Genomic DNA, 16,435 nt, shown 5'->3' with positions numbered 1-16,435 from the left:
GCAGCGCCGAGCGGTCAGCCCGCGGTCAGCAGGCCGACGCCGAGGCTGACCAGCGACGCCGCGAGCACCGCCGCGCCCGCGAACACCAGCGCGATGAGCCCGTTGGGCCGCTCCCGACCGGCGCCCATCGACGAGAAGAAGAAGCCGCCGGGCATCAGCAGTGCGGCCACCGCGACCCCGGCGCGCGACAGCCAGTCGAGGAGGCCGGCCTGCTCCGTGCTGTCGGCGAGCACCTGGCAGAGCAGCGCCAGGATCAGCAGCACCCCGGCGTGCGCGTGGCCGGCGCGTGCGAACGCGAGCTGGAACGGCGTCGCGGGCGCCGAGCCGCGCACCAGCTTGACCATGTACATGCCACCGGTCTCGACGGTGACCAGCGCGAGCAGCAGGATCCCGGCGAGGACGCGGGACTCATCGGACAGCATCAGCGTCTCCTCTCGTACGGCGGTCGGCCGGATCGGCGAGCAGGTCGGCGACCAGCTGCGCCAGCACGTCGTGCGAGCGCGCCGAGGGGTGGAAGCCGTCGGCGGCGAACGCGCCCTCGGGCTCGAGCAGCCGCGCCGGGAGGGGCAGGTGGAGCACGCCGTACCGGCGGGCGACGTCCCTCCCGACCCGGTCCATCCGGACGGCCCGCGCGCCGAGGACGGCCGCGACCGGCCGCGGCAGCCGCGGGAACGCGCGCACCGGCGGCATGCCGAGCAGCACGACCCGGCCCGACGAGAGCGCGGTGACACGGGCGAGCAGCGCGCCGAGGTCGCGGCGCCAGAGCGGCAGCGGCGTGAGCCGGGTCAGGTCGTTGACGCCGACCGACACCACGACCACGTCGGCCGCGGCCACGTCGTCGGCCGCGACCGCGCGGTCGAGCAGCCGGGCGATCCCGCGCGAGGTCAGGCCCGACCGGGCCCGCACGACCCAGGTCGCACCGAGACGCGCGGCCAGCCGGGCGGTGACCGTCTCCTCCGGGCCGCGCAGGCCGTCGCCGGCCGTGACGGAGTCGCCGAGCCCGACGACCAGGAGCTCGTTGGATAGTTCCACTCTCCAATATTGGATAGTGCGACTCTCCAATGTCAAGATGGGCGGCATGTGGATGTCCGAGCTCGCCGCGGCGAGCGGCCTGCCCGTCGCGACCGTGAAGTACTACCTGCGCGAGGGGCTGCTGCCGGCCGGCGAGGCGACGGGGGCGACCCGGGCCCGCTACGGCGAGGAGCACGTGCGGCGGTTGCGCCTGGTGCGCGCGCTGACCGAGGTGGCCGGCCTGCGGCTGGAGGCGGTGCGGGCGGTGCTCGCCGCGGTCGACGACGAGGACCGGTCGTTCCACGACGCGATGGGCAGCGTCCACCACCGGCTGACCGGTCCCGGCGCCGAGCCCTCCCCCGGGGCCGTCGCGCAGGTGGCGGCGCTGGTGGAGCGGCGCGGCTGGCACCTCTACGAGCCCAACCCGCACGCGCTCGCGCTCGCCCGGGCGCTGGACGCGCTGAGCGGCCTCGACCGGCCGGCCGACGACGCACTGCTCGACGACTACGCCGACGCGGCCCAGGCGGTGGCCGAGCGCGACATCGCCGCGGTCGGGCGCGAGGACCGGGTCGCCGGCGCGGAGCACGCCGTCGTCGGCACGCTGCTGCTCGAGCCCGTGCTGCTCCTCCTGCGCCGGATGGCGCAGGAGGACGCGTCGGCGCGGCTCGGCTGAGCCCGGGCGGACGTCCTAGAACAGGGCGTCCTGCTCGAGCTCGAGCAGGAGCTGCTTGCGCTCCAGCCCGCCGGCGTAGCCGGTCAGCGTGCCGTTGGCGCCGACCACCCGGTGGCACGGGATGACGATCGGGATCGGGTTCCGCCCGTTGGCCAGGCCGACCGCCCGCGAGGCCGCGTTGGTCATGCCGAGGCGGTGGGCGATCTCGCCGTACGACGCGGTCTCGCCGTACCCGATCAGCGTGAGCTGCTCCCACACCCGCTTCTGGAAGTCGGAGCCGTCGGGCCGCAGCGGGAGGTCGAACTCCTTGAGGTCGCGGGCGAAGTACGCCGCCAGCTGGCGCGCCGTCTCGACGAGCAGCGCGTCGTCGTCGACGCGGTCACCGACGGGTCGGTGGGCGGAGACCGCGGCCGCGCGGGCGGCGGAGGTGTACGGCGAGACGCCGGGTCCGGGGGCGCCCGAGAACTCGATCGCGGTGACGGCACCCTGGTGGGCGACGACCTTGAGCGGGCCGACGGGCGAGTCGACGGAGGTCCACATGTCAGTTCTCCTTCGTGCGAGAGCCTAGAACGAGGTCGGGGCTCAGCACGTCGAGCGACGACCAGAGGTGCAGGAGGGCGTAGGAGCGCCAGGGCGCCCACGTCGCGGACCGAGCGGTGAGCGCGGGCTGGGCGTCGAGTCCGGCGTCGAGGCCGCGGAGGGCGTTGCGCACGCCGATGTCGGTGGGCAGGAACACGTCGGGATGGCCGAGCGCGCGGAGCGCGATGTAGTCGGCCGTCCACGGCCCGATGCCGGGCAGGGCGAGCAGCCGGGTGCGGACCTCGGCACGGTCGAGGCTCCGGTCGAGGGGTACGTCGCCGTCCGCGAGGGAGCGACACAGGCCGACCAGCGCCCGCCCGCGCGCACGCGGCATCGGCAGCGACTCGGGGTCGTGGGCGGCCACGACCCCGGCGGTGGGGAAGAGTCGCTCCCCCGCGTCGCCGTAGGGCTCACCGAGCTGGGCGACGAGCCGGCCGGTGACGGTGTTGGCGGCGGCGACCGAGACCTGCTGGCCGATGACGGTGCGGATCGCCACCTCGTCGCCGTCGACGTGCCCCGGCACCCGCAGCCCGGGGCGGGCCCGGACCAGCCGCGCGAGCAGCGGGTCGTCGGAGAGGGCGTCCTCGACCGTCAGCGGGTCGGCGTCGGCGTCGAGCAGCCGGCGGCACCGCTCGACGGCGGCGGCGACGTCGCGCAGGTCGTCGACGCGGAGCCGGCAGCGGACGTGCCCACGCTCGGTGACGCCGTCCGGACCGTCGTCGAGCTCGAGCACCACCCGCCCGGCGCCGTGCGGGAGCCGGAGCGTCCGGGCGTACCAGCCCGGGCCCCAGGTCTCGATCCCCGCGACGGCGTGGGCGACGGTGAACGCCAGCATCTCGCGGGCGGCGTACGGCGCCCGCACGGCGAGCCGCAGCTCGAGGTCGCCGCTCCCGGTCGTCGCCGGGTCCCGCCGCCCGCGGCGCCGGGCGCGCAGCTCGGTGGGCGTGGCGGCGTACACCTCACGGACCGTGTCGTTGAACTGCCGCACGCTCGCGAAGCCCGCGGCGAACGCCACGTCGGCGAACGGCATCGACGTCGTCTCGACCAGCACCCGCGCGGTCTGCGCCCGCTTGGCTCGCGCCAGGGCGAGCGGACCGGCGCCGAGCTCGGCGGTGAGGATCCGGCCCAGGTGGCGCGCGGTGTAGCCGACTCGATGAGCCAGCCCCTCCACGCCGTCGCGCTCGACGACGCCGTCGGAGATGAGGCGCATCGCGCGACCGGCGACGTCGGCGGCGACGTCCCAGTCGGGCGAGCCCGGGGTCGCGTCGGGCAGGCAGCGCTTGCAGGCCCGGAAGCCGGCTGCCTGGGCCGCGGCCGCGGTGCGGTAGAAGCGGACGTTGCGGCGCTGCGGCGTGATCGCCGGGCACGACGGCCGGCAGTAGATGCCGGTGGACGTGACCGCGGTGTAGAAGACGCCGTCGAACCGGCGGTCGCGGCTCTTCACCGCCCGGTAGCAGGCCTCGGTGTCCTCGATGTCCATGGGCACCATCCTGGCCCACCCCACCGACGTTTACTGGCGGGAATCGGACACGACCGTCAGGGTCACCTGGTCGCGACGTTCTTGAAGGCGTTGACGCCGACGTTGCCGAGGAACTCCACGACCCGGAGGCTCACGCGCAGGCCCACCACGGCGACCGCGACGGTCAGCGCCAGGCGCACCTCGTCGTCCGACCTTCCCGTCGCGTCGGCCAGCGCCTCGGTCACCCGGTGGACACCACTGCTCTGTGTCATGCCACCACTCCCCGCCCGCACCGGCAGCGCCGGCATCACCCGGAGCGGGTGGGTCTCACGAGGGAACGCACGGGTCTCGTCGGGTCTCGTCGGGAACGCAACAGGCCCCAGCCCGGAGGGCTGGGGCCTGTCGTCTGTACCCCCGACGGGATTCGAACCCGCGATATCGCCATGGAGCAGAGTGCGGCGTGCCGGCACGCAACAGGCCCCAGCCCGGAGGGCTGGGGCCTGTCGTTTGGTACCCCCGACGGGATTCGAACCCGCGCTACCGCCTTGAGAGGGCGGCGTGCTAGGCCACTACACAACGGGGGCCTGAAGCGGTCGAAACTCTAGCGGGTGCTAGTGATTCGGCCAAATCGCTGGGGTACTAGGACTCGAACCTAGACTAACTGGACCAGAACCAGTCGGGCTGCCAATTACCCCATACCCCATGGGATGCGCTCCTTGCGAAGCCCGGACGAGAATACACGTGCGGGTCGGTGCTGACCAAAACGGGCAGACCTCGCACGCCCGCTCACCCGGTGGGCGTGAGCGGGCTCACGCGGGCACGGGTGTCGAGGCCGATGCGTCCGGCGTCGCGGGTGGCTCGGCGGGCGGTCGGGTGTGGGTCTGCACACCCAGCCGGTTGGCCAGCAGCACCACGAGGACGGTGTAGACACCGGCCTGCGTGAGCGTGATCGGGATGTTCCACCACGACGCCTCGGAGACGTTGAGGCTGGACCCGATGTCGCCGAAGAGCAGGGCCGCGCCGAGGGCGAAGAAGTTGTTCAGGATGTGCATCGCGATGCCGGCCTCGAGGCCGCCGGTGCGGATGATCAGCCAGCCGGCGATGAACCCGAACGAGAACCGGTCGAAGAACAGCGGGAAGTTCTGCGCGCCGTGGGCGGCCGCGAAGAGCAGCGACGTCAGCAGGATCGCACCCCACTTGGAGACGATCTCCGCCGCGCGAGAGGTGTTGAACTTCAGCAGCGATCCGGCGGCCTGCATCAGGTAGCCGCGGAAGAGGTACTCCTCCCCCGCGGCCTGGAACGGCGTGGTGAACAGGACGATCAGCGCGAGGCCGACGGTCTGCGCGGTGAAGTCGTTGAGCTCGGTGCCCAGCGACGCGTCGCCGCCGGCGGGCACCACCATGCTGACGGCGAGCTGCGCGGCGAGCGCGATCACCGAGATGCCGACGCAGGCCCAGAAGAACCCCCAGCGCATCTTGGGTGCGACCGAGGTCAGCCAGCGCGGTCGCATCCGGTGCGCGACGCGGATGGCCAGCCAGGAGACCAGGATCATCGCGCCGAGCGAGAGGTTGAGCAGCAGCAGGAAGGCCGGGCCGATGTCCTCGAGGTTGGCCAGCGACGTGAGGTTGTCGAACATGTCGCCGGGTCCCGAGACCGCGAGCACGATGATCGCGATCGCGGCCAGCACCTGGGTGAGCAGGAAGCCGCCGGCGAGCACGGCGAGCCCGACCAGCGGCCGCCACCAGCGGTAGGTCCAGGTGCGCAGCATCTGGTGGTACGGCGTCGGCTCGGGGTGCGGGAAGGCCGGGTAGGCCTGGCGTACCGCCGTCGGCGCTCCCCAGGCCGCCGCCGCGTGGCTCGACGGGGCGGGGTAGGCGGCCGGGACGGCGCCGTACGCCGGCGGAGGGAAGCGTGGCGCGGGGGGACGCGGCGGTGCCCAGCCCTCCGCGGGCCGGCTGCCGGGCTGCTGCTGGTCGTCGGTCATCCCCGTGTCCCCCGTCGTCCTAGGCGGTTTCCTGCGCGCTCGCCAGCCGGCCGAGCGAGCGCTCGCGGCCGAGCAGCTCGAGCGACTCGAACAGCGGCGGCGAGACCCGGCGCCCGGTGAGGGCCACCCGGACCGGACCGAACGCGTTGCGCGGCTTGAGGCCGAGCTCCTCGACCAGCGCTGTGCGCAGCGCCTCGTCGATCGCCTCGGTGGTCCAGCTGTCGAGGCCCGCGAGTGCGTCGTGGGCGGCCTTCACGACCCCGCGGCCGTCGGCATCGAGCAGCTTCTCGACGTCGGCGGGGTCGCGGGTGAAGTCGGCCTCGTCGACGAGCAGGAAGCCCAGCATCGTGACGCCCTCGGTGAGCTTGCCGATGCGCTCGTGGACGAGCGGCACGGCCCCGTCGAGGATGCGGCGCTGCTCGTCGGTCGGCGGGTCGGCGACGAGCTCGGCGTCCCGCAGGTAGGGCAGCAGCCGCTCGGTGAGCTCCTCGACGGTCAGCAGACGCATGTGGGAGGCGTTGATGGCCTCGCACTTCTTGAGGTCGAAGCGCGCCGGGTTGGGGTTGACGCGGCCGATGTCGAAGGCCTGCACCATCTCGTCGACCGTGAACACGTCGCGGTCGTCGGCGATCGCCCAGCCGAGCAGGGCGATGTAGTTGAGCAGGCCCTCGGGCAGGAAACCGGCCTCGCGGTAGCCGAGTGCGTTGGCCTCGGGGTCGCGCTTGGAGAGCTTCTTGTTGCCCTGGCCCATGACGTAGGGCAGGTGGCCGAACTGCGGCATGACGCCGTGCCCGACGCCGATGTCGGCGAGCGCGCGGTGCAGCGCGATCTGTCGCGGCGTCGACGAGAGCAGGTCCTCGCCGCGCAGCACGTGGGTGATGTCCATCAGCACGTCGTCGACCGGCGCCACCAGGGTGTAGAGCGGGTGGCCGTTGCCGCGCACGAGGACGTAGTCGGGCACGTGCTCGGGCTGGAACGTGATCTCGCCGCGCACCAGGTCGGTGAACGTGATCGGCTCGCCGGGCATCCGGAACCGCAGCGTGGGCTTGCGGCCCTCGGCCTCGTAGGCCGCGACCTGCTCGTCGCTCAGCGCGCGGCAGTGGCCGTCGTAGCCGGGCGTGCGACCCTCGGCCTTGGCCTTCTCGTTGCGCTGCTCGAGCTCGTCGGCCGAGCAGTAGCAGGGGTAGGCGTAACCGGACGCGCGGAGCTTGTCGGCGACGTCGGCGTAGATGTCGAACCGCTCGCTCTGGCGGTACGGCGCGTAGTCGCCGCCGACCTCGGGGCCTTCGTCCCACTCGAGGCCGAGCCACCGGAACAGGTCGAGCAGCGCGTCGTACGACTCCTGGGTGTTGCGCGCGGCGTCGGTGTCCTCGATGCGGAACACGAACGTGCCGCCGTGGTGGCGCGCGAACGCCCAGTTGTAGAGCGCGGTGCGCACCAGCCCGACGTGCGGGCTGCCTGTCGGGGAGGGCGCCATCCGGACGCGGACGTTGCCGCGGTTGCTGCCCACGCTGTCAGTCACGGGAGACCACCTTGTTGGTCAGGGAGCCGATGCCGGCGACGGAGACCTCGACCTCGTCACCGACGTTCATCGGGCCGACGCCGTCGGGGGTGCCGGTCATGATGACGTCGCCGGGCAGCAGCGTCATCACGGAGGAGACGAACGACACCAGGGTGGGCACGTCGAAGATCAGGTCCTTGGTCGTGCCGTCCTGCTTCACGTCACCGTTGAGGTGCGTGGTGACCCGCAGGTTCGTCGTGTCGAGCTCGGTCTCGATCCAGGGCCCGATCGGGCAGAAGGAGTCGAAGCCCTTGCCGCGGGTGAACTGGCCGTCCTTGCGCTGCAGGTCGCGCGCGGTCACGTCGTTGCCGACGGTGTAGCCGTAGATGACCTCGCCGACGCGCTCGGGCGCGACGTCGCGGCAGATGCGGCCGATGACGACGCAGAGCTCGCCCTCGAAGTGCACCTCCTGCGACTGGCGGGGGTAGAAGATCGGGTCGCCGGGGCCGATCACCGAGGTGTTGGGCTTGATGAACATCATCGGCTCGTCGGGCACGTCGTTGCCCATCTCGGCGGCGTGCGCAGCGTAGTTGCGGCCGATGCCGACGACCTTGCTGCGCGGCAGGACCGGCGCGAGCAGGCGGACCTCCTCGAGCTTGAACTGCTGGTCGGTCAGCTGGACCCCGACGTACAGGGGGTCGCCCGCCAGGGCGACCACCGTCGTGTCGTCAGCCGGGATGCCGAGCTCGTCGACATCGCCGGTGACCACGCCGTACTGGGGGTCTTCTCCGGTCGTGAATCTCGCGATACGCACTCCCCGAGCCTACCGGCGGGTCACGTGCCGGGACGCATCTACCCTCGTGCCTGTGGAGGTGCTGACGACACGGCAGGCGCGGGCGCGCCGGACCGCGCACGAGGCGCGCGTCGACGCCTGGGTCGCGCGCCACCTCGAGCGCCGCCGCGAGGGTCTCCCGCACCCGGTCCACGACTTCCTCTTCAGCTACTACTCCCAGCGGCCGGCGGCGCTGCGCCGCTGGCACCCGGGGTACGGCGTGGTCGTCCCCTCGGCCGAGCACCTGTCCTTCAAGGGCTACACGTCCGTGCCGGGTGGCGCGACCGTCGCCGACGAGCACGTCGCGTCGCAGCACGTGCTGCTGACCACGCTGCTGCGGCTGCTGCGGGCGACCGCGTCGCGGCCGGCGCAGCTCGGCTGCTTCGGCATGCACGAGTGGGCGATGGTCTACCGGCTCGACCAGGAGTCCGTGCGGCACGCGTCCTTGCCGCTGCGGCTCGGCCCCTCAGGCACCGACGAGGTCGTCGAGGGGCACCGGATCGCGTGCAGCCACTTCGACGCGTTCCGCTTCTTCACCGCGCCGGCCCGGCCGCGCAACACCCTGCAGCCCGGCCGCGACGACCGGGCGTCGTTCGAGCAGCCGGGCTGCCTGCACGCCGGGATGGATCTCTACAAGCACGCCTTCCGGCTCACGCCGATGGTGCCGTCGGAGCTCGTGGCCGACTGCTTCGCCCTCGCCCGCGACATCCGCGTGCTCGACATGCGCGCGTCGCCGTACGACCTGAGCGGGCTGGGCTACTCCCCCGTCCGCGTCGAGACGACGGAGGGCAAGCAGGAGTACGTCGCCGCGCAGCGGTCGTTCGCCGAGCGCGGCGCGCCGCTGCGGGACGCGCTGGTCAAGGAGTGCGAGCGGCTGCTGGCTGGTTGAGGAACCACCGGTGCCCGAACGGGTCCCGCACGACGGCGACCCGCCCGACCGGGTTGTCCTCCGGCCCACGGTCGAGCACCGCACCGCCGCCGACCATGGCCTCGACAACGCCGTCGACGTCGTCGACCTCGAGGTGCAGCGTGACGTCGTTGCCGCGACCCGGCGCGGGCGCCTCGACCTGGATCTCCGGGTGCTCGTCGGCCATCATCCAGCGCGCGTCACCGTGAGCGTTGGAGACGGTGAGCTCGCTGTGCCCGACCCGCCCGTCGGGCATCACGATCGGGTCGAACGTCACCCGCGCGCCGAGGTGCGCGACGTACCAGTCGAGGGCGGCGCGGGCGTCCGTGACGGCGATGTACGGCGTGAGCGACATACGGCTCACCTCACCAGCAGGGCGGGTGCCTGTCCAGCCACGGCACGGCCTCCTCGACCTGCGCGGCCAGCGCGAACAGCACGTGGTCCTGCCCCGGCCGCGCGGCGAGCATCACGCCGACCGGCAGCCCGTCGGGTGTCACGTGCAGCGGCAGCGAGACCGCCGGCATGCCGGTGACGTTCCAGGCGGAGGTCCAGGGCGTGAACTCCTTCTGGTTCTGGAAGTCCTTGGCCGGGTCGGCGTCGTCGCGGAGCGCGCCGACGGGCAGGGGCGGCTGCGCCAGCGTCGGGGTGAGCACGGCGTCGTACGGCGCCAGCCGGGTGAGCGCGCGCGCCGCGATCCGGCGCAGCTCGCCGAGCGCGAGGCCGAACTCCGGCCCTGACACCTTGCGACCGAGGTCGCCCAGCCAGCGAGTGAGCGGGCGGAGCTCGTGCTCGCGGCCGGGTGGCGCGGCCGACAGCGCGGTGAGCACGGCCCAGCAGGTCTCGAACACCCGCGTCGCGTCGGGCGGCAGCGGCACGTCGACGTCCTCGACGTCGTGGCCGAGCGCCTCCAGCAGCCGGCTCGCGTCGTCGTAGGCACGCAGCACTTCGGGGTGCACGTGCGCGTCGGCGATCACCGGGTCGGCGAAGCGGGCGACCCGCAGCCGGCCGGGCGCGCGGTCGCACCAGTCGAGGTACGTCTCGTCGCCGGGCAGCGGCGCGGCCCAGAACGGGTCGCCCACCGCAGGTCCCGCGATCACGTCGAGGAAGGCGGCGGCGTCGCGCACGGTGCGCGCGAGCGGTCCGGCGATGCCGAGGCCGACCGGGTCGCCGTACATCGGGCTGCCGCTGACCCGGCCGCGGCTGGGCTTGAAGCCGACGAGCCCGCAGCAGCTCGCCGGGATCCGGATCGACCCGCCACCGTCGGACCCCTGCGCGACCGGCACGAGCCCGGCCGCGACCGCTGCGCCGGCGCCGCCGCTGGAGCCGCCGGCCATCCGGCTCAGGTCGTACGGCGTGCGGGAGGGCGGCGCGACGTCGGGCTCGGTGTAGCAGGGCGAGCCGAACTCCGGCGTCGACGTCTTGCCGAGGCTGATCGTCCCGGCGTCCTCCATGCGCAGCACGACCTCGTCGGACACCTGCGGCACGTAGTCGCTCATCACCGCCGAGCCGAAGGTCGTGCGGACGCCGGCCGTGAGGTTGAGGTCCTTGACCGCGGTGGGGACACCGAACAGGGGCCCGCCCTGCCCGGCACGGGACTCGGCCAGCAGCGCCTGCTTCCGGGCGAGGTCGTCGGTGATCGTGACGAACGCGCCCACCTCGTCGGAGAGCCGCTCGACCCGGGCGAGGTAGTGGTCGACGAGCTCGACCGGCGACACCTCGCGGCGGCGTACCGCCTCGCCCTGCTCCAGCGCGGTCAGGTCGTGCAGCTCGGCCATGGGCCGACGCTACAACCCCGATTCGTCCGCGACTGCTCAGCGCACGACGGACGCAATATCGCGGACGAATCGGGGTCTACCGGGGCCTCTCGCCCTGCCGGCGCAGGCCGAAGGTGACGCCGTCGACCAGGGCGCCCCACGAGGCCTCGATGACGTTGGCGCCCACGCCGACGGTGACCCACGACGACTCCCCGTCGGTCGTCTCGATCAGCACCCGCGTGACGGCGTCGGTGCCGTGGCCCTGGTCGAGGATCCGCACCTTGTAGTCGATGAGCTCGAACTTCGCGACCTCCGGGTAGGCCTGGCCGATCGCCTCGCGGAACGCGTGGTCGAGCGCGTTGACCGGGCCGTTGCCCTCGCCGGTGGTGATGATGCGGGCGCCGCCGGCGTGCAGCTTGATGGTCGCCTCCGACACCGCCTCGCCGCCGGGCCGGGAGTCGGTGATGACGCGCCAGGACTCGACGTCGAAGTACGACGGGCGGACCCCCTCGACCTCCTCGACGAGCAGCAGCTCGAAGGACGCGTCGGCCGCCTCGAAGGTGTGGCCCTGCGACTCGAGCTCCTTCACCCGCTCGGTGACGCGGGTGACCAGGTCGCGGTCGCCGGCCAGGTCGAAGCCGAGCTCGCGGCCCTTCAGCTCGATCGACGCGCGGCCGGCCATGTCGCTGACCAGCAGCCGCATGTCGTTGCCGACGGCGACCGGGTCGAGGTGCTGGTAGAGGTTCGGGTCGACCTTGATCGCGCTGGCGTGCAGGCCGGCCTTGTGCGCGAAGGCGCTGACCCCGACGTAGGGCTGGCGCGACGCGGGCGGGAAGTTCGTCACGTCGGCGACGGCGTGGGCGATCCGGGTGGCCTCCCGGAGCAGCCCGCCGGGCAGCACCTGCCGGTCCAGCTTGAGCTCGAGGTTGGCGACGACGGAGACGAGGTCGGCGTTGCCGGTGCGCTCGCCGTACCCGTTGAGCGTGCCCTGCACGTGCGTCGCGCCGGCCTCGACCGCGGCGAGCGTGTTGGCGACGGCGCAGCCGGTGTCGTTGTGGCAGTGGATGCCGACGCGCACCCCGGTCGACTGGATGACGTCGTCCACGACGTCGCCGACCCAGGGCGGGAGCATGCCGCCGTTGGTGTCGCAGAGCGCGACCACGTCGGCGCCGGCGTCGTACGCCGTGCGGAGCACCTCGAGCGCGTAGTCGCGGTTGTCGCGGTAGCCGTCGAAGAAGTGCTCGGCGTCGAGGAACACCCGCTGGCCCTCGGCCTTGAGGTGGCTAACCGTGTCGCGCACCATCGCGAGGTTCTCCTGGAGCGTGGTGCGCAGCGCGAGCTCGACGTGCCGGTCGTGCGACTTGGCGACCAGGGTGACCACTCCGGCGCCGGAGTCGCGCAGGGCCGCGACGAGCGGGTCGTCGGCGGCCTTCACGCCGGCCCGGCGGGTGGCGCCGAACGCCGCGAGCTGGGCGTGGTCGAGCTTCAGCTCGTCCTTCGCGCGCCGGAAGAACTCGGTGTCCTTGGGGTTGGCGCCCGGCCAGCCGCCCTCGATGTAGCCCACGCCCAGGCCGTCGAGCTGGCGCGCGATGGTCAGCTTGTCGGCCACCGAGAGGTTCAGCCCTTCCTGCTGGGCGCCGTCGCGGAGCGTCGTGTCGTAGACGTGGAACTGGTCGGTGGTCACGCGGGGTCCTCTGGTCCGGGGGCGGATCGGCGGCAACAAAAAGACCTCCCGTCGGGAACGAGAGGTCAGCGCGATCGGCGGGTGCCGGTCGCGCTAGCTGATAATGATCTGCCGCTGCACGCTCCCGAGTCTGCCACCCGCGTCCGGGTCATGGAACCGTTGTCCCAGGATCCGATCGGGCGTACCCGAGCGCCACGCAGGTGACGTCGTCGCGCCGGACGCCCTTGTCGAAGCGGCGTACGACGTCGCCGACCCGCAGCACGACCGCGTCGGGCGTCCACGGGACGATGCCTGAGAGCGCGGCGACGAGCCCCTGCTCCCCCAGCTCGTTGCCCTCGGGGTCGCGCGCCTCGACGACGCCATCGGTGTAGATCAGCACCAGCTCGCCGGGCGCGAGACGCATCTCCTCGGCCGTCCAGCCCGACGACACCGACGAGACGATCGGCCCGGTCTGCTCGAGCTGCGCGCGGACCCCGGCAAAGGGACCACCGAGGACCAGCGGCGCGGGGTGCCCGGCGTTGACCCAGACGAGCCGGCCGTCGTCGTGGACCTCGACGACGGCGGCGGTGACGAAGCGCTCGTCGTCGCGGACGGTCCAGATGGCGGCCCGCTCGAACGCGTCGAGCAGACCGAGGTCGGTCGCGAGCAGGGCTCCGAGCCGCTGCTTGAACGCGAACGCGACCAGCCCGGCCTCGGGGCCGTGCCCGGAGACGTCGGTGACGAGGGCGGCGGTGCTGCCGCTCGGCCGGTGCAGGACGTGCCACGTGTCGCCGGCGAGCACGCCCTCGGCCGCCAGGACGGTGCCCGAGACCGCGACCGGCCCCACCTGCTGGGGCGAACCGCCGGCCAGGGCGGAGCCGAGCGCGGCCACCACCGGGCTGTGCTGCAGCAGCGCCTCGGTCGCACCCCGCGCGGCGTCGAGCTCGGTGAGGATCCGCCGCCGCATGCTCTCCGCGTCGTGGGACACCGCCGCGATCTCGGGCGGACCCTCCACGATCACCTCGTCGTCGAGGTGACCACCGGCCACCGCGCGCATGCGTCGTCGCAGGGTCTGCAGCGGGACCAGCGCCCAGCGGCGCAGGAGGTACGCCGTGAGCCCGACGATGAGGACGACGGCGCCGACCCCGATCACGCCGGTGAGCCGGAGCAGCCGAAGGTTCTCGCGGTCCTCCTGGCGGGCGGCCGCGAGCCGGAGGTCGATGAGCGTCTGCAGCTGCGCGACCTGGACGCGCACCTCCTCGAACGCCCGCTTGCCGCGCCCGACCCGCACCAGCTCCTGGGCGACGTCGAACTCGTCGGCCCGGCGGGCGGCGATCTCCGGCCGGGCGCCGACCTGCTGCCAGGTCTCGGCGGCCGTCTCGACCTCGTCGATCGCGGCGAGCATCTCGGCGTCGTCGGGGAACTCCTTGCGCAGCGACGCCAGTGACCGCGCCACGTCACGGCGGCCCTCGCGGTAGGGGTCGAGGAAGGCGTCGTCACCGGTGAGCACGTAGCCGCGCTGACCGGTCTCCTGGTCGACGAGCCCGACGAGGAGTGCGCGCGACTGCACGCTGGCCGGCTGGAAGCGGGAGGCGACGAGCATCCGGTTGTCGTTCACCCGGTTGATCGCGAGGACGAGGACGACCGTGACGGTGGTGATCACGACGGCCAGGAGCGCCAGCAGTGCGATGAGCCGCATGCTCAGCGACACGCGGTTCATCGGACGAACGCGAAGAAGGTGCGGCCGGGGTCGAGCGGTTCGGTGCGTCCGCCGTACCGGTGCACGCCGACGCGGTACGTCGTGTCGGCGGGCATGTCGAGGGAGACGAGCTCGAACTCCGCGTCGGTGAACCAGGCACCGATCGCGTCCGTCGGCTCGACGTCGTCGCGGCCGCGACAGGTGCCGCGAGTCCACACCACGTGCGCTCCGGGTGCGGCGAGCTGGCGGGTGGTGCGGATGGTGGCCCGGACGTCCTCGTCGCCGAGATTGCCGAACACGCCGCACCAGAGCACGAGGTCGGCGGGCACCATGCCGGCGTAGCTGTCGGTCCGTCCCGCGTCGCCGCGGACCACCTCGACGCCGTCGAGCCCGGCGGCCGACGCGACGTCCTCGGCCCGCTGGGCGAGCGCGTCGTCCAGCTCGACGAGCCGAGCGGTCACCCGCGGCGCCGCCGGGTGCCCGGCGAGCACCTCGAGCAGGTCGCGGCCGTCTCCCGCGCAGGCGCTCACGATGCGCAGCGGACCGTCGCCGGCCCGGTCGAGCCAGGCCCGCAGCGACGCCTGCACGGAGCGGAGGCGTCGCGAGAGGTCGGAGCCAGGGTCGTCGTAGTCCCGGTACCAGTCGTGCCAGTCCACGTCAGCGCCCGTCCTCGTCAGAGCCAGGCCCGCAGCGTGCCGAGCAGGGTGCCCTCGCGCCACGGCGGTCCGGGCTGCGGCGACCAGGAGGGCTCGCCGGCCAGCAGCATCCACGCCAGCGCGCCCAGCACGATCGCGACGCCCGCGACGACGGTCCAGCCGATCCACACGTCGCGGGTCACCGACACGACGCCGCGGCGGACCGGCAGTCGCAGCCGCTTGGAGCCCGGGCCGGACCAGAGACCGAGCGTGAACAGGGCCCCGGTCGCGACGAGCAACGCGGCGGAGGGGGCCCGGAACAGCAGCCCGGCCACGCCGAGGATCGAGGCGAGCGTCCCGGCCCAGACCAGCAGGAGCAGGGTGCCGCCCGTGGCGACGACGAGGTACCAGGGAGTGGTCAGCACGGTCAGCGGTGCGTCGTACCAGGCCCGGCGGCCGCGCCGGTGCTGCCGCTCGCGCGCGGACTCGGTGGTCCACGACAGGGTGCGCACGACGAGCGCGAGCACGGCGAACGTCGCGAAGGCGAGGTACGGCGCGACGCCGAACGCGACCGCTCCGGTCGCGAACCCCCCACCGAGCAGGAGCGACCGCTGCAGCCGCGCGCTGCCGCTGCTCGGCTGCCGCATCGCGCCCGCGGGCAGGAGTGACGGCGGCCGTGAGGCGCGGGCGGCGGCAGCGGGCTGCTGGAACGGCTCCCGCGCCGGGACCACGGGCGGTGCCAGCACGGTGAGCGGCTTGGTGCCGGGCGTGGCGGGCTGCACCGTCGTGGTGGGTGCGGCGCCGTGGTCGGCGACCATCCACGGCATCGTGGGCGGCGGGTCGGCCGGCGCCGCGGCGTCGGCGGGGGCGCTCGACGGGGTGCCGCCGCGCAGCGCGGCCACGACGGCGCCGGTGGTGGGCCGGTCCTCGGGTTCGGGCGCGAGCCCGGCGAGGACGAGGGGGTAGAGCGACTCGGGGACACCGGACAGGTCGTGCTCACCGCGGCGGACACGGTCCATGATCGCCATCGCGGGGCCGGTGCCGAACGGCGGTCGGCCGGTCGCGGCGAACACGACGGTGGCCGCCCAGGCGTGCACGTCGGAGGCGGTGGTGGCGTCCTCGCCGTACAGGATCTCGGGGGCGAGGTAGCCCGGCGTGCCGAGCAGCCAGCCGGTGTGGGTCAGCCGCGGGTCCTCCGCCAAGCGGGCCAGGCCGAAGTCGATCAGCACCGGCGAGCGGCCCTCGAGCAGAACGTTGGACGGCTTGATGTCGCGGTGCAGCACGCCCACCTGGTGCACCGCGATCACCGCCTCGGCGAGCCCGGCCGCGAAGTGCCGCAGGTCGTCGTCGCGGATCCGGCCCTCGGCGCGGACGTGCTGGTGCAGCGACAGCCCGGGGACGTAGCGGGTCGCGACGAACGGTGTCTCCCCCCACGGGTCGGCGTCGAGCACCTCGGCGACCCGCGGGCTGGTGACCCGCCGCAGCGACTCGACCTCGCGCGCGAGCCGTTCGCGGGCCTCGTCGTCGCCGATGACGTGCGGGCGCAGCACCTTGAGCGCGACGCGGCTGCCGTCGGGCGCCTGCGCGAGGTGGACGACACCCATGCCGCCCTCGCCGATCTTGGCGAGGACGCGGTAGTCGCCGACGTACAGGTCGGTCGGCGTCTGCGGGCTGGTCGTCACGGCACAACGGTACGGGAGCGCGGCCCCCGCGGAGGCGTCCGACGCGACAACCGGG

16 protein-coding genes and 2 tRNA genes are annotated in these 16,435 nt (G+C 73.5%); 2 read left to right on the top strand and 16 right to left on the bottom strand.

Features of this window, described 5'->3' with window-relative positions; genetic code table 11:
* Positions 1 to 14: 14 nt before the first annotated feature.
* Together ETU37_RS09800 and ETU37_RS09795 are read right to left on the bottom strand one after the other, a co-directional pair.
* A complete protein-coding gene (locus ETU37_RS09800) occupies positions 15 to 422 on the bottom strand; it encodes a hypothetical protein (RefSeq protein ID WP_129987074.1) in 408 nt (135 codons plus the stop codon).
* Positions 409 to 1,032, bottom strand: coding sequence for an SGNH/GDSL hydrolase family protein (locus ETU37_RS09795; RefSeq protein WP_165372474.1), 624 nt, complete (start codon positions 1,030 to 1,032; stop codon positions 409 to 411). Before ETU37_RS09795 ends, ETU37_RS09800 begins: the two co-directional genes overlap by 14 nt.
* A gap of 16 nt (positions 1,033 to 1,048) precedes the next feature.
* On the opposite strand from ETU37_RS09795, the gene ETU37_RS09790 reads away from it, so the two are divergent.
* Entirely contained in the window at positions 1,049 to 1,684 is a 636-nt protein-coding gene (locus tag ETU37_RS09790) for a MerR family transcriptional regulator (protein WP_206053838.1), read from the top strand.
* Between the two features lie 15 nt (positions 1,685 to 1,699).
* Here the strand turns inward: ETU37_RS09790 and ETU37_RS09785 are convergent, their stop codons facing one another.
* The 8 genes from ETU37_RS09785 to ETU37_RS09750 all read right to left on the bottom strand — a co-directional run bounded on the left by ETU37_RS09785 (position 1,700) and on the right by ETU37_RS09750 (position 8,022).
* A complete protein-coding gene (locus ETU37_RS09785) occupies positions 1,700 to 2,224 on the bottom strand; it encodes a methylated-DNA--[protein]-cysteine S-methyltransferase (RefSeq protein ID WP_129987072.1) in 525 nt (174 codons plus the stop codon).
* A gap of 1 nt (position 2,225) precedes the next feature.
* Positions 2,226 to 3,743: a DNA-3-methyladenine glycosylase 2 gene (locus tag ETU37_RS09780; protein ID WP_129987071.1), complete on the bottom strand. Its 1,518-nt coding sequence runs from the start codon at positions 3,741 to 3,743 to the stop codon at positions 2,226 to 2,228.
* 62 nt (positions 3,744 to 3,805) lie between these two features.
* The gene (locus ETU37_RS09775) at positions 3,806 to 3,994 is read right to left on the bottom strand and encodes a hypothetical protein (RefSeq protein WP_129987070.1); all 189 of its coding nucleotides are present in this window, start codon (positions 3,992 to 3,994) and stop codon (positions 3,806 to 3,808) included.
* A gap of 236 nt (positions 3,995 to 4,230) precedes the next feature.
* Positions 4,231 to 4,306, bottom strand: a tRNA-Glu gene (locus tag ETU37_RS09770).
* A 47-nt stretch (positions 4,307 to 4,353) separates the two neighbouring features.
* Positions 4,354 to 4,425, bottom strand: a tRNA-Gln gene (locus tag ETU37_RS09765).
* Between the two features lie 106 nt (positions 4,426 to 4,531).
* A complete protein-coding gene (locus ETU37_RS09760) occupies positions 4,532 to 5,707 on the bottom strand; it encodes a CPBP family intramembrane glutamic endopeptidase (protein ID WP_129987069.1) in 1,176 nt (391 codons plus the stop codon).
* A gap of 19 nt (positions 5,708 to 5,726) precedes the next feature.
* Positions 5,727 to 7,229, bottom strand: coding sequence for a glutamate--tRNA ligase (gltX, locus tag ETU37_RS09755; protein WP_206053837.1), 1,503 nt, complete (start codon positions 7,227 to 7,229; stop codon positions 5,727 to 5,729).
* Positions 7,222 to 8,022, bottom strand: a complete 801-nt coding sequence (locus tag ETU37_RS09750; protein WP_129987068.1) for a fumarylacetoacetate hydrolase family protein — start codon at positions 8,020 to 8,022, stop codon at positions 7,222 to 7,224. The genes gltX and ETU37_RS09750 overlap by 8 nt, the downstream gene beginning before the upstream one ends.
* A gap of 52 nt (positions 8,023 to 8,074) precedes the next feature.
* On the opposite strand from ETU37_RS09750, the gene ETU37_RS09745 reads away from it, so the two are divergent.
* Positions 8,075 to 8,929, top strand: a complete 855-nt coding sequence (locus ETU37_RS09745; protein ID WP_206053835.1) for a 3-methyladenine DNA glycosylase — start codon at positions 8,075 to 8,077, stop codon at positions 8,927 to 8,929.
* Here the strand turns inward: ETU37_RS09745 and ETU37_RS09740 are convergent.
* The 6 genes from ETU37_RS09740 to ETU37_RS09715 form a co-directional block, all read right to left on the bottom strand.
* Positions 8,898 to 9,302 (bottom strand): VOC family protein, encoded by a 405-nt coding sequence (locus ETU37_RS09740; protein WP_129987066.1) that lies wholly within the window; start codon positions 9,300 to 9,302, stop codon positions 8,898 to 8,900. The genes ETU37_RS09745 and ETU37_RS09740 overlap by 32 nt on opposite strands.
* Before the next feature lie 10 nt (positions 9,303 to 9,312).
* Positions 9,313 to 10,722: an amidase gene (locus tag ETU37_RS09735; protein ID WP_129987065.1), complete on the bottom strand. Its 1,410-nt coding sequence runs from the start codon at positions 10,720 to 10,722 to the stop codon at positions 9,313 to 9,315.
* 76 nt (positions 10,723 to 10,798) lie between these two features.
* On the bottom strand, positions 10,799 to 12,385 hold the full coding sequence (cimA, locus tag ETU37_RS09730) for a citramalate synthase (protein WP_129987064.1): 1,587 nt from the start codon (positions 12,383 to 12,385) through the stop codon (positions 10,799 to 10,801).
* A 148-nt stretch (positions 12,386 to 12,533) separates the two neighbouring features.
* Positions 12,534 to 14,084 (bottom strand): PP2C family protein-serine/threonine phosphatase, encoded by a 1,551-nt coding sequence (locus tag ETU37_RS09725; protein ID WP_129987063.1) that lies wholly within the window; start codon positions 14,082 to 14,084, stop codon positions 12,534 to 12,536.
* Entirely contained in the window at positions 14,081 to 14,719 is a 639-nt protein-coding gene (locus ETU37_RS09720) for a class I SAM-dependent methyltransferase (protein WP_129987062.1), read from the bottom strand. Before ETU37_RS09720 ends, ETU37_RS09725 begins: the two co-directional genes overlap by 4 nt.
* Positions 14,720 to 14,736: 17 nt before the next feature.
* Positions 14,737 to 16,380, bottom strand: a complete 1,644-nt coding sequence (locus ETU37_RS09715; RefSeq protein ID WP_129987061.1) for a serine/threonine-protein kinase — start codon at positions 16,378 to 16,380, stop codon at positions 14,737 to 14,739.
* Positions 16,381 to 16,435: the final 55 nt, after the last annotated feature.

This window comes from Nocardioides iriomotensis (assembly GCF_004168035.1).
In the GTDB taxonomy this organism is placed as follows: Bacteria; Actinomycetota; Actinomycetes; order Propionibacteriales; family Nocardioidaceae; genus Nocardioides_B; species Nocardioides_B iriomotensis.
The sequence above is the reverse complement of the archived record's forward strand: the minus strand, read 5'-3'. Positions and strand labels throughout refer to the sequence as shown.

Excerpts from the sequence above, each read along its gene's own strand:
- ETU37_RS09800 (WP_129987074.1), bottom strand. The coding sequence starts at position 422 with ATGCTGTCCGATGAGTCCCGCGTCCTCGCCGGGATCCTGCTGCTCGCG.
- ETU37_RS09785 (WP_129987072.1), bottom strand. The coding sequence starts at position 2,224 with ATGTGGACCTCCGTCGACTCGCCCGTCGGCCCGCTCAAGGTCGTCGCC.
- ETU37_RS09780 (WP_129987071.1), bottom strand. The coding sequence starts at position 3,743 with ATGGACATCGAGGACACCGAGGCCTGCTACCGGGCGGTGAAGAGCCGC.
- ETU37_RS09775 (WP_129987070.1), bottom strand. The coding sequence starts at position 3,994 with ATGACACAGAGCAGTGGTGTCCACCGGGTGACCGAGGCGCTGGCCGAC.
- ETU37_RS09760 (WP_129987069.1), bottom strand. The coding sequence starts at position 5,707 with ATGACCGACGACCAGCAGCAGCCCGGCAGCCGGCCCGCGGAGGGCTGG.
- ETU37_RS09740 (WP_129987066.1), bottom strand. The coding sequence starts at position 9,302 with ATGTCGCTCACGCCGTACATCGCCGTCACGGACGCCCGCGCCGCCCTC.
- ETU37_RS09735 (WP_129987065.1), bottom strand. The coding sequence starts at position 10,722 with ATGGCCGAGCTGCACGACCTGACCGCGCTGGAGCAGGGCGAGGCGGTA.
- ETU37_RS09725 (WP_129987063.1), bottom strand. The coding sequence starts at position 14,084 with ATGAACCGCGTGTCGCTGAGCATGCGGCTCATCGCACTGCTGGCGCTC.